9 protein-coding genes are annotated in these 11,943 nt (G+C 72.1%); 5 read left to right on the top strand and 4 right to left on the bottom strand.

Translation table 11 applies throughout. The features are described 5' to 3' along the window. Nucleotides 1-11: 11 nt before the first annotated feature. On the top strand, nucleotides 12-1,010 hold the full coding sequence (gene dapD / locus C6N31_RS05330; RefSeq protein WP_138356359.1) for a 2,3,4,5-tetrahydropyridine-2,6-dicarboxylate N-succinyltransferase: 999 nt from the start codon (nucleotides 12-14) through the stop codon (nucleotides 1,008-1,010). Between the two features lie 71 nt (nucleotides 1,011-1,081). On the opposite strand, the gene C6N31_RS05335 is transcribed toward dapD, so the two are convergent. Both C6N31_RS05335 and C6N31_RS05340 read right to left on the bottom strand, forming a co-directional pair. Then, on the bottom strand, nucleotides 1,082-1,696 hold the full coding sequence (locus C6N31_RS05335; protein ID WP_138356360.1) for a pyridoxamine 5'-phosphate oxidase family protein: 615 nt from the start codon (nucleotides 1,694-1,696) through the stop codon (nucleotides 1,082-1,084). A gap of 164 nt (nucleotides 1,697-1,860) precedes the next feature. Continuing rightward, entirely contained in the window at nucleotides 1,861-3,693 is a 1,833-nt protein-coding gene (locus tag C6N31_RS05340) for a DUF8508 domain-containing protein (RefSeq protein WP_306664945.1), read from the bottom strand. A gap of 253 nt (nucleotides 3,694-3,946) precedes the next feature. Between C6N31_RS05340 and C6N31_RS05345 the strand changes: the two genes are divergently transcribed. Together C6N31_RS05345 and C6N31_RS05350 are read left to right on the top strand one after the other, a co-directional pair. After that, entirely contained in the window at nucleotides 3,947-5,443 is a 1,497-nt protein-coding gene (locus C6N31_RS05345) for a hypothetical protein (RefSeq protein ID WP_138356361.1), read from the top strand. A gap of 354 nt (nucleotides 5,444-5,797) precedes the next feature. Continuing rightward, a complete protein-coding gene (locus C6N31_RS05350; RefSeq protein WP_138356362.1) occupies nucleotides 5,798-7,258 on the top strand; it encodes an alkaline phosphatase PhoX in 1,461 nt (486 codons plus the stop codon). Between the two features lie 61 nt (nucleotides 7,259-7,319). On the opposite strand, the gene C6N31_RS05355 is transcribed toward C6N31_RS05350, so the two are convergent. Continuing rightward, nucleotides 7,320-8,579 (bottom strand): TerD family protein, encoded by a 1,260-nt coding sequence (locus C6N31_RS05355; RefSeq protein ID WP_198357200.1) that lies wholly within the window; start codon nucleotides 8,577-8,579, stop codon nucleotides 7,320-7,322. A gap of 97 nt (nucleotides 8,580-8,676) precedes the next feature. Beyond that, nucleotides 8,677-9,486, bottom strand: a complete 810-nt coding sequence (locus C6N31_RS05360; protein ID WP_198357178.1) for an NAD-dependent epimerase/dehydratase family protein — start codon at nucleotides 9,484-9,486, stop codon at nucleotides 8,677-8,679. A 186-nt stretch (nucleotides 9,487-9,672) separates the two neighbouring features. Between C6N31_RS05360 and C6N31_RS05365 the strand changes: the two genes are divergently transcribed. Then, nucleotides 9,673-10,605, top strand: a complete 933-nt coding sequence (locus C6N31_RS05365; protein WP_138359545.1) for a 5-dehydro-4-deoxyglucarate dehydratase — start codon at nucleotides 9,673-9,675, stop codon at nucleotides 10,603-10,605. 65 nt (nucleotides 10,606-10,670) lie between these two features. Continuing rightward, a complete protein-coding gene (locus C6N31_RS05370) occupies nucleotides 10,671-11,885 on the top strand; it encodes a hypothetical protein (protein WP_138359547.1) in 1,215 nt (404 codons plus the stop codon). Nucleotides 11,886-11,943 lie beyond the last annotated feature (58 nt).

An 11,943-nucleotide genomic window follows, 5' to 3' on the forward strand; every position in this document is an offset into this window, starting at 1 on the left:
GCGTGCGAGGCATGACTGACACGACCGCTTCGACCGTTAACCGCTCCACCGGCGCCGTTGCCGCCGGCCTTGCCACCATCGCCGATGACGGCACGGTCCTGGACACCTGGTACCCCGCCCCCGAGCTCGTCGCCGACCCCGGTCCGGCCGGCACCGAGCGGCTGACCGCCGAGCGCGCCGCCGAGCTGCTGGGCGCCGCCGCGCCGAAGGCGCTCGGGCCGGACCCGCGCCGCGGGGTGGAGGTCGTCGCCGTACGTACCGTCATCGCCTCGACCGACGACAAGCCGCTCGACGCGCACGACGCCTACCTGCGCCTGCACCTGCTCAGCCACCGTCTGGTGCGCCCCAACGGGCAGAACCTGGAAGGCCTGTTCGGGCTGCTCGCCAATGTCGCCTGGACCTCCATCGGCCCGGTACCGATCGCCGGGATCGAGGCCGCGCGCCTCGCCGCCCGCGGTGAGGGCCTGCACCTCTCCGTCTACGGCGTCGACAAGTTCCCGCGTATGACGGACTACGTCACCCCCGCCGGCGTCCGTATCGCCGACGCCGACCGTGTCCGCCTCGGCGCCCACCTCGCCGCGGGCACCACCGTCATGCACGAGGGCTTCTGCAACTTCAACGCCGGAACGCTCGGCACCTCCATGGTCGAGGGCCGGATCTCGCAGGGCGTCGTCATCGGCAACGGTTCCGACATCGGCGGCGGCGCGTCGATCATGGGCACCCTCTCCGGCGGCGGCAAGGAGGTCGTCTCCATCGGCGAGCGCTGCCTGCTCGGCGCCGAGTCCGGCATCGGCATCGCGCTCGGTGACGACTGCATCGTCGAGGCCGGCCTGTACGTCACCGCCGGCACCCGCGTGACGCTCCCGGACGGCCGGATCGTCAAGGCCCTGGAGCTCTCCGGAGCCGACAACATCCTCTTCCGCCGCAACTCCACCACCGGCACGGTCGAGGTCCTGCAGCGCACCGGCTCGTGGGGCGGCCTCAACGAGCTGCTGCACAGCCACAACTGACGCACCGGAACAGCGGACAGCGCGACGGCCGGCCCCTTCACCACCGGGGGCCGGCCGTTCCGCATGCGGTATCAGCGGTAGATGTTGTCGGCGTAGCGGGGGCCGTAGTAGGCCTCCAGGTCCGCCAGCTCCTCGTCCTTGCGTTCCAGGCTCTTCGCGATCCGGGCCCGGGACGGCGCCGCGTCCGGGTTCCAGGCCTCGTGCTTCCAGAGCGCGGAGCGCAGCAGCGACTTCGAGCAGTGGTGGAAGACCTCCTCGATGTCGACGACGAGCGCGAACTGCGGGCGGTGGCCCTTCACGATCATGTCGTCGAAGAACGCGGCGTCACGGACCAGCCGGGCGCGGCCGTTGATGCGGAGCGTGTCGCCGCGTCCCGGGATCAGATAGACCAGGCCGACGTGCGGGTTGGCCAGGATGTTGTGGAAGCCGTCGGCCCTGCGGTTCCCCGACCGCTCCGGGAGGGCGATCGTGGTGTCGTCGAGGACCAGCGTGAACCCGGCGGGGTCGCCCTTGGGGGAGACATCGCAGTTGCCGTCCGCGTCCGAGGTGGCGACCAGGCAGAAGGGCGAGGCGGCCAGCCACGCCTTGTCGTGCTCGTGCAGACTCGGCCGCTCCTTCGTCGCGTCCCGCCGCGACGGCTCCCCGAGCAGCTCCCGCAGTTCCGCCGCCGACGTGATCTCCCGCATCTCCAACGCCCCCTGTGAGTTCCACCGAGGAACCCACACGCTACCGGAGCCCTCCTCGACGAGGAGGGCGCGGGGCGCCCGCCGAAACCGGCGGGCGCCCCGGACCTCACGCTGCTACGGACCTCATGCCGCAACGGAGCTCATACCGCTACCGGCGCATGCCGTTACGGGCGGACGCGGACGACCTGCGGGTCGTGGTCGCTCGCCTGGTCGGCGAACTCGGAGTTGATGTGGACGACGTCGTAGTCGGGCGAGCCGAGGGAGGGGCTGACGAGGATGTGGTCCAGCACCTGCGAGTTGCCCTGGAAGACGTACGAGTAGCGCTCGCTGGGACGCAGCGTCAGGACGAGGTCCTTGAGCGCGCGGCCCTCGGTGAGGCGCAGGCCGGCGGCGGAGAACTCGTAGTCGTTGATGTCGCCGAGGACGACGACCCGGGCGTCCTTCTGGACCGCCTGGATCTGCCGTACGAAGGTGTTGACCTGGACGGACTGCTGCAGGCGCTTCGTCTCGGAGCTGCGCACCACCGGCTGGGTGCGGCTGGTCAGCGGGCTGTCGCCGCCCTTGGAGGCGAAGTGGTTGGCGATGACGATGACGGGCTTGCCGCGGAAGGTGAACTCACCGGCGAGCGGCTTGCGGCTGTCGGCCCAGGCGCTGTCGCCGGGGGCGATCCGGCCGGGGGAGACGCTGAGCGCGGCCTTGCCGTGGATGCTGGAGACCCAGACGGGGGTGGTGGCGTTGCCACCGGGGCGGTCGGTGAAGGAGACCCGCGCCGGGTTGTAGAGGAACGCCTGGCGGATGTTGCCGCCGGGCTCGCCGCCGTCGGTCCCGTTCGTCGGGTCGATGGAGCGCCACTGGTAGCGCGGGCCGCCGGCGGCGACGATCGCGTCGATGAACTTGTTCACCGTTTGGTCGGCGGCGACCGTACCGTCGTTGACGGCGCCGTTGTTGTCCTGGATCTCCTCCAGGGCGACGATGTCGGGTGAGGCGAGGTGCGTGACGACGCCGACGGCGAGCCGGTCGAACTTGGTCTGCGGGTCGGACGGGTCCAGGTTCTCGACGTTGTACGTCGCGACCGCCAGCTCGTCCTTCTTCTGCTTGCGCGTCGTCTCCGGCTGCAGACCGCCGGAGGTGACCGTGCCGATGGTGCGCGCGGTGAGGGTGTAGCCGCCGAACTGGTTGAAGTCCAGCGGGCCCTCGGTGGTGCCGGTGAGCACATCGCCGACGTTCGCGGTCGGGAAGGGCTGCTGGGCGGTCGGGATCAGGGACTGGATCTGCAGCCGGCCGGAGTTCTGGTTCGCGTAGGCGCCGTAGACGGTGCCGCCGCGCGGGGTCGGGTTCTCCTTGGGTCTGACCGTCACCCACAGCTCGGAGTACGGGTCGGTGGCGCCGACCACGCGGGTGTCGGCGACCTGGACGTTCATCCCTTCCAGGGATTCGTACAGGTCCAGTGCGTACGTCGCGGGCCGCAGCGGCAGCGCCTCGATGCTGTTGGCGGCCGCCGCGTCGCCGGTCGGGGCGTACGCGGCGGGGACGGCGGCGCTGTTCAGCACCACCGGGGCGGGCAGCGCGTTGCCGGAGGAGACGACGGTCACCACCGGCTTGGTGATCTCGGTGACGGACTGGTCGCCGATGGTCTTGCCGCCCGGGTAGTACTCGCTGACCGTGCCGGAGACCGTCACCGAGTCACCGACCGCCACCGTGGGGTTGGAGCTGGTGAAGACGAAGACGCCTTCGCTGGTCGCCGGGTCCGCGTCCGGTGTCGGGTCCTGCATCCAGAAGCCCTTGGAGGAGCCGTAGGCGCGGACACCGGTGACGATGCCGGGCACCGCGGTCACGGCCTGGCCGGACAGCGGGGACAGCCGGGTGGCGCCCTGGAGGTCGTGAATGCGCACGCCGTCGGCGGCGGTCGTGTTCGCGGTCGCGGACTGCGGCATGGCCAGCAGTCCGGCCGCGAGCGCGGCGGTGGCTATGGCGCCGATGGAGCGAGGGGTGGTCAACGTGGCCTCCGTGAGGGATACGGGCGAGCGCGTCACTGATGTGCGATCAACGGTCTCCGGTACAAGTTCTACGCGCGTCAATTTCCTTGTACGGCATGTGTGTTGTCAAGAGCCGGACAACGGACGAAAAGGGAACGAACCTTGACCGGAAGGTGAACCGGACGTGCCGCGTGCCGACGCGTCTAGGCTGGGTTCGCGCTGCCCCACCGGCGCGGCGCTGTCACCCCCCACCGCTGTTGAGGAGAACCCCGCCATGGCCGCTGACCGCCTCGCCCTGCCGCCGGTGCGGCTGCTTCCCGAGGACGAGCTGGCTCGGCTCGCGCTCGCCGTACCGCTGCTCGAGCGTGCGGTCCGGCTGGCCCGCTGGGCCGGTCCCGACACCCGGGTCGACGTCATGGGCGAGCTGACGGAGGACGACCGGCTGCGCGCGGCGGCCGAACTCGGCCTCACCGCCGACCAGGACGGCCTGGCCGAGACCTCGCAGGCCTGGGGCATCGCCCTCGACACCGGCATGGTCGAGCTGGAGATCGACGAGGCCGCAGGCGAGGCCACGGAGCCCGGCGACCCCGCGGGCACCGCACTGCCCGGCGAGGCGCTCTCGCAACTGACCGCCGGTGAGCCGCAGGACGTCCTGGAGGTCTGGCTCGCCACCGCGGAGGCCGCCCTCGCCGAGGCCGCCTCTCCGGACTTCGAGGGGCTGCGCGCCGCCATCGGCGGCGACCAGGACGACGACGGGGTCCTGGACCTCGACGCGCTGGACTGGGACCCGGAGGAGGAGGCCGAGTTCCTCGACACGGCGCTCGCCAACCTGTACGCGTACAGCGCGATGGAGGAGGCCGGGTACGAGTCCGTGCCGCTGCCCGTCCTGGCGGCCTCGCTCGTCGTCCCCGAGGACATGGACGAGCCGACGGACGCCGTCCTCGAGGAGGTCACCGAGGTCATGATGCGGCTGGACGACCACTTCCGGCTGCTCGCCCCCACCGGCCTGATCGAGTACCGGCCGGTCGACGACGCGCTCATCGAGGAGACCGACGAGGACGGGAGCGCGGGCGACGAGGCCCTGCCGGCCGAACTCGACCCGGAGGAGATCTCCCGCTACGGCCTGGTCCGGCTCACCCCGCTCGGGGTGTTCGGCGTCCGCGCCCGGCTGCTCGACGCGGGCGCCCACGCCCCCGCCACCGGCGACCTCGCCGACCGGACCGCGGCCGTGCTCCTGGACGCGATGACCGACTACCCGGACCAGGCGGCCCGCGCCGAGGCCGAACTGTGGCTCGACGGCCGCAAGCCCGACGAAGCGGCGCGCGAGCTGCTCATCGCGTCCACCGGCGACGACCTGGGCGCGCCCGGCCGCCGGCTGATGTGCCAGCAGACCCTCGGCCTGCTCGGCCCGGACGCCGAACCCGCGCTGCGCGAGGTGCTCGACGACCGCCGGCTCGGCGGGCTGGCCCGGGTGTGGCTCACCGAGCGCGGAGCGCAGGACGTGCCGGCGCCGGACGAGGCGATGGTGTTCTGGCTGACCGTCGACACCCTGGCCGCGCAGCTCGACTCGGACCACGGCCCCGAGCTGCTCGCCGAACTCGTGACCGGCCTCGTCGCCCAGCACGACGGCTTCTTCGACGCGGTGTGGCGCGTCGACCACCCGGCCACGTCGGACGTCCTGGAGGCGATGGGACGGCTGCACCCCGACAAGGCGGTCGCCAAGACCGCCCGCAAGGCCGCGTTCAAGGCCCGCTCCAAGGCGAGTGGCTGAGACGGCAGATGCCGCACGGGCGCCGCACCAGGTGGTGCGGCGCCCGTTGGACCGAGCAGCGCCGTTGTACCGAGGGGCGGAGCGCCGCGGTTCCGCGCGGCGAGGCGCCGTTGCGCCGAGGGGCGGACCGCTGGGCCACCGCGCGGCGAGGCGCCGTTGTCCTGAGGGGCGGGCGCCGCTATACCGGGGGTGGGGCGCCGTCGCGCCTGGTGTCCGCCGGGCCGGAGGAAGCCGGTCCGGTCACGTTGTCGAGCTCATCCGTACGTCGCCCGCCTGTGGCCGGACGCAGTTCACACGGCGTTCTTGTCGGGGCAGGAGCGTAACCGCCGCAGCCCGCGACAGAAGGAGCCCAGAGTGCCGCTCACCCGAAGAGACTTCGTTCAGCGCACGGCGATCACCGGTGCCGGTGTAGCCCTGGCCGGTGCCGTCGACGTACTCGCCACCGCCCCGGGCGCGCTCGCCGCGGACACCCCGGCCACGACCGCCGCCAAGGCGGCGGCCGCCGGGCACCACGCGCCCGAGCTCGGCTACGGCCCGATCGTCGAGGACCCGCAGGGCCTGCTCGGGCTGCCGGCGGGCTTCTCGTACCGGGTCATCACCCGCACCGGCGTCACCACGCTGGAGACCGGTGAGTCCACCCCGTCGAACCACGACGGCACGGCCACCTTCGAGGGCGTGCGCGGTGCGACGCTGCTCGTCAACAACCATGAGCTGCGCGGCAAGCGGGCCGACTGGCCGCACCCGGTGCCGCTCATCGAGGGCCTGGTCTACGACCCGGCGGCGGCCGGCGGCTGCACCGTCGTCGAGGTAGCCAAGCACGGCGACCACGTGGCCGAGTGGGTCGGCATCGCCGGTACCTCCACCAACTGCGCGGGTGGCGCGACTCCCTGGGGCACCTGGCTGACCTGCGAGGAGACCGAGGACAAGGCCGGCTCCAACGGCATGACCAAGGACCACGGCTACGTCTTCGAGGTCGACCCGTACCACCGCAAGGCCAACCTCGACCCGAAGCCGATCAAGGCGCTGGGCCGGTACGCGCACGAGGCGGTCGTCGTCGACCCCAAGCGCGGCCACCTGTACCTCACCGAGGACGCCTCCGGCCCGAACGGGCTGCTCTACCGCTGGACGCCGCCGGCCGGCTTCCACCACGGCCGCGGCCACCTGGACACGCTCGGCGACACCGCTGGCGTGCTGCAGGCGTTCAAGTGCTTCGACTCCGGTGGCAAGTTCGTCGACGACCTATCGCGGGCGACGAAGACCGGCACGGTCTACGGCGTGGACTGGGTCGACGTCCCGGACCGCGACGCGAAGACCGTCTCGGTGCGCAAGCAGTTCGCGGCCGGTGAGGTCACCCGGGCCCGCAAGCTGGAGGGCATGTGGTGGGGCGACGGCGGCACCTACATCGTCTCGTCCTTCGCCCGTGACGAGAGCCCCGTGCCGCACGACGGCGCGGTCTGGTTCTACGACCCGAAGCGCCGCACACTGACCCTCAAGGTGCTGCTCGGCGTCAACCCCGACCCGGGCGCCGACGGCCCGTTCGACGGCCCGGACAACATCACCGTCTCGCCCTACGGCGGCCTCGTCATCGCCGAGGACGGCGAAGGCATCCAGCACCTCTTCGGCGCCCTGGACGACGGCCGGACCTACCCGATCGCCCGCAACGAGCTGAACATCGGCACCGACCTGGAGCCGGCGTACAGCGAGTTCACCGGGGTGACCTTCTCGCCCGACGGACACACGCTGTTCGCCAACATCCAGGAGCCGGGGATCATGCTCGCGATCACCGGCCCCTGGCGTCGGCAGAAGCACTGCTGACCGGCCGCACCTGCTGACCGGCCGACGCTGCTGATCAGGTGACCAGCCGGCCGCTGTGGCGCTACAGCGCCGCAGCGGCCGGCTTCACCATGCCCTTGGCGCTGCGGGAGTCGATGAAGTCGCCCAGGGCGGTCATCTCCCACTCGCCGGAGAACTGCTTGACCATCTTGCACATCAGGACCCCGGTGCGGGCCTCGCCGTTCGTCAGGTCGAAGCGCACCAGCTCCTCGCCGGTGGCGCCGTCCAGGAGCCGGCAGTACGCCTTGGCGACCTTGTTGAACTTCTGCCCGGAGTAGGAGTTGACGGTGAAGACGAGGCCGGTGACCTCGGGCGGCAGGCCGCCGAGGTGGACGGTGATCGTCTCGTCGTCCCCCGCGCCCGCGCCGGTGAGGTTGTCGCCGGAGTGCTGGATGGCGCCGTTGATGATGCTGAGCCGGCCGAAGTAGCAGGTCTCGATGTGGTTGCGGGTCGGGCCGTACGCGATGACCGAGGCGTCCAGGTCGATGGCCCGGCCGCCGAAGGCCGGCTCCCAGCCGAGGCCCAGCCGCACCGAGGACATCAGCGGCTTGCCGCCCTTGACCAGCGAGACGGACTGGTTCTTCGTGAGGCTGACCCGGCCCTTGTCCAGGTTGATCTTCGCCGGAGCGGCGGGCGCGGCCGGCGGCTGCGGCGGGGGCGAGCTCGGCATGACGGGCGGCGGGCCGAAGCCCTGCGGGGCGGCGGGCGGGGCCTGGGGGGCCTGGGGGGCCTGCGGGGCCGCGGGTGCCTGGGGAGCCGGGGGTGCCTGCGGGGCGGCTGCCTGCGGGGCGGCCGGGGCGGCGGTCGCGGGCTCCTCCACGCTCACCCCGAAGTCGGTGGCGATCCCGGACAGCCCGTTGGAGTACCCCTGGCCGACCGCGCGCACCTTCCACGCGCCACCGCGCCGGTAGACCTCGGCGACCACGAGCGCGGTCTCCGAGCCCAGCCGGGGCGGGGTGAACGTCGCGATGACGCTGCCGCTGTCGGCGTCCCGGACGGTGGCCGTCGGTTCGGTGCCGGCGAAGGTGGCACCCGCCGCGTCCAGGCTCGCCGTCACGACGATCTTCTCGATGCCGTCGGGCACGGCGCCGGTGTCCACGGTGATCGAGTCGGGTCCGGTGCCGCGGCCCGACCGGTGGGTCACGCCCGGGCCGTTCGGCTGGTTGTAGAAGACGAAGTCGTCGTCCGAGCGCACCTTGCCGTCGGCGGTGAGCAGCAGGCCCGATACGTCGAGCCGCACGGGTGCGGTGACGTCCACCGCTACGCGCGGTACGGAGAGCGGGACATTCGAGCCGGGTGTCATTGCGGTCATGCCGGGGTAACGATCGACCCGGCTTTGCGGTTCCATTACCTTGCGTCATCCGTGGAGAACGCGCCGGGCGCACGGTCCGCTTCCGCCGTCAGTACGGCCAGATGGGCGGATCGGTGCAGAAGGGCCCGCCCAGGTGGGCGTGGTCGGGGTTGGCCGGGTCGAGCTCGCCCTGCTCGGCGACGAGGGCGGCGGCGTAGGGCTCGGAATCGTCCTGCGGCTCGTAACCGAGTGCGCGGGCCGTCGTCAGATCCCACCAGAGGCGGGTGTTCGCCGAGCTGCCGTAGGCGACGGTGTGCCGGACGTCCTCGGCGGTGAGCGCGGCGTGCAGCAGCCGGGCGCAGTCGGCCGGGCTCATCCAGACCGAGAGCATCCGCACGGAGGTCGGCGCCGGGAAGCACGAGCCGATCCGCAGCGAGACGGTCTCCAGGCCGTGCAGGTCCCAGTAGAGGGAGGCGAGGTCCTCGCCGAAGCACTTGGACAGCCCGTAGAAGGTGTCCGGGCGGTGCGGGGTGCCGATGGGGATCAGCGGGTCGTCTCCGGTGGGGCGCGGGGTGAAGCCGACCGCGTGGTTGCTGGAGGCGAACACGACGCGCCGTACGCCTTCCTCGCGCGCCGCCTCGTAGAGGTGGTAAGTCCCTTCGATGTTGGACCGCAGGATCTTGTCGAAGGGTGCTTCCAGCGAGATGCCCGCGAGGTGGATGATCGCGTCGACGCCCCGGACCGCCTCGCGCAGCGCGCCGGCGTCCGTGAGATCGGCCGTGACGGCGTCCGGTGCCCCTTCGACGGGCCGGACGTCCAGCAGGCGGAGCTCGTAGCCGTACGCGGGCAGCAGTTCGCGCATCAGGGTGCCCACGCCGCCCGCGGCGCCGGTGAGCAGGATGGTGCGGGGAGCAGGCATCGTTCTCCTCCGTGGACATCATTCATATCTATGGACAGGCTAAAGAGCGCCTCTGGCACCGTCAAGGCATGCCCGTTCGCTTGACCGGCGCGGCTGAACTCGCTTAGCGTGGCAGCGTTCACGAATATGGACGTGAATCAGAAGAGCGCACAGCCAGAAGAGCGCACAGAACTTCAAGGGGATCCGATGACCTCAGCCTCACTTGCCGAGCGCCTCGACGGCCTGCTGTTCTTCCCCGTCACCGCCTACGGCCCGGACGGCGAGCTGGATCTCGACATGTTCCGCGCGCACGTGCGCGAAGGCATCGAGGCGGGCGCGGCCGCGGTCTTCGCGTGCTGCGGCACCGGCGAGTTCCACGCGCTGACCCCCGAGGAGTTCCGGGCCTGTGTCGCCGCGGCCGTCGAGGTGTCGGCCGGCCGGGTGCCGGTGGTCGCGGGCGCCGGATACGGGACCGCCCTCGCCGTGCAGTTCGCGCGGCTGGCGGAGGACGCGGGCGCGGACGGACTGCTCGCCATGCCGCCCTACCTCGTCGTCCCCGACCAGGCCGGTCTGCTGCGGCACTACTCGGGCCTCGCCGCCGGCACCGGGCTCGACATCATCGTCTACCAGCGCGACAACGCCGTCTTCGAATCCGAGACCGTCGTCGAACTGGCCAGGATCCCCAACATCATCGGCCTCAAGGACGGGCTCGGCGACCTCGACCTGATGCAGCGGATCGTCAGCGCCGTGCGCACCGAGCTGCCCGAGCGCGACTTCCTCTACTTCAACGGCCTGCCCACCGCCGAACTCACCGGCCTCGCCTACCGCGGCATCGGCGTGCTGCTGTACTCGTCGGCCGTCTTCTGCTTCGCGCCCGAGATCGCCCTCGCCTTCCACAAGGCGCTGAACTCCGGCGACGACAAGACCGTCAACCGGCTCATCGACGGCTTCTACCGGCCGCTGGTCTCACTGCGCAACCAGGGCCGCGGCTATGCGGTATCGCTGGTCAAGGCGGGCGTCCGGTTGCGCGGTCTGGACGTCGGCGAGGTGCGGTCGCCACTGGTCGAACCGTCGCCCGCGCATGTCAAGGAGCTTGCCGAATTGATCGAGCGCGGAATGGCGCTGCTGAGCGACAGCTGACGAACGGGCGCCCGGTGCGGCAGCATCGGGCACGCGTGTGCCGACCCGCTGCTTGAGGAGCCAAGTTGAGAGCCTCCGCCTTCGTCTACCCGTGGGACGTCGTCGGTGACCCGGACGCCCCGCGCCGGATCGCCGACCTCGGCGTCCAGCAGGTCACGCTCGCCTCCGCCTACCACTCCACCCGTGCCCTGACCCCCCGCCATCCGCGGCAGCGCATCGTCACGGCCCGGCACGCGGCGGTGCTCTACCCGCCGGACCCCAAGCGCTGGAGCGGGCGCTCGCTGCGCCCGTACCCGCAGGCGTGGGTGCCGGCGACGGACGCCTACGGGGAGGCGGCGGCCGCCCTGTCGGCCGCCGGGCTGTCCGTCCACTCGTGGGTGGTGCTCGCGCACAACTCCCGGCTGGGCGAGGAGTTCCCGCGCACCTCGGTGCGCAACGCCTACGGCGACCGCTACCCGTGGGCGCCGTGCATCGCCCAGCCGGAAGTACGGGCCTACGCCGTCGATCTCGCGGTGGAGGCGGCGGTCCGGCCGGGGACCGACGGGACCGAACTGGAGTCCTGCGGCTGGTACGGCGTCGGCCATCTGCACGCGCACGACAAGATCGGCGGAGTGCCGCTGGGCGGGGCCGCCCAGTACCTGATGTCGCTGTGCTTCTGCCGTACCTGCCGGGACGGCTACGCGGGGCTCGGGCAGGACCCCGACACCCTGCAGAGCGCCGTGCGGACCGCGCTGGTGCCGGTGTGGTCCGGCGAGCGGGAGCCGGGGCCCGCCGACCGCGCGGCCGAGTGGGCCGAGGTCGAGAAGCTGCTCGGCGTGGACCTGGCCGGTGCGACGCTGTGCTGGCGCGCCATGGTGGCCCGCCACTTCCAGCGGGAGATGGTGTCCGCGGTACGCGCCGGGGCCGGCTCCGGCTTCCAGATCCTGCTGCACGCCGACCCCGGCCCGCACCGGACGGGCGCGAACGTCGGCGTCGACGCGGAGGACGTGCTCTCGCACGCCGACGGCCTGGTCCTGCCCTGCGCCGGCGGCGCGGCCGAACGGGCCGCCGTGCTGAGCCCGTTCGCGCGCCACCGGCGCCCGGACACCGTCCTCGCCGCCAATTTCCCCGTCGTGGCCGGCATGGGCGGCAGCCCGCGCACGCTGGCCGCCGACGTGGCCCACGCGGCGGGCCTCGGCGCCACCGAGGTACGGCTCTACCACGCGGGCCTGGCATCCGACGCGGACCTCGAAGCGGTCCGCTCGGCCCTCGGCGCCCTGCGCTCCAGAACCGACTTGTAGGGTTCGCGGCCGGCCTGTAGAACTGCCCTCACGTGCTGAAACAGCCTGTGGGGGGCCT

The organism is Streptomyces fildesensis (assembly GCF_016107395.1).
GTDB lineage: Bacteria > Actinomycetota > Actinomycetes > Streptomycetales > Streptomycetaceae > Actinacidiphila > Actinacidiphila fildesensis.

Excerpts from the sequence above, each read along its gene's own strand:
- dapD (WP_138356359.1), top strand. The coding sequence starts at position 12 with ATGACTGACACGACCGCTTCGACCGTTAACCGCTCCACCGGCGCCGTT.
- C6N31_RS05335 (WP_138356360.1), bottom strand. The coding sequence starts at position 1,696 with ATGCGGGAGATCACGTCGGCGGCGGAACTGCGGGAGCTGCTCGGGGAG.
- C6N31_RS05345 (WP_138356361.1), top strand. The coding sequence starts at position 3,947 with ATGGCCGCTGACCGCCTCGCCCTGCCGCCGGTGCGGCTGCTTCCCGAG.
- C6N31_RS05355 (WP_198357200.1), bottom strand. The coding sequence starts at position 8,579 with ATGACACCCGGCTCGAATGTCCCGCTCTCCGTACCGCGCGTAGCGGTG.
- C6N31_RS05360 (WP_198357178.1), bottom strand. The coding sequence starts at position 9,486 with ATGCCTGCTCCCCGCACCATCCTGCTCACCGGCGCCGCGGGCGGCGTG.
- C6N31_RS05365 (WP_138359545.1), top strand. The coding sequence starts at position 9,673 with ATGACCTCAGCCTCACTTGCCGAGCGCCTCGACGGCCTGCTGTTCTTC.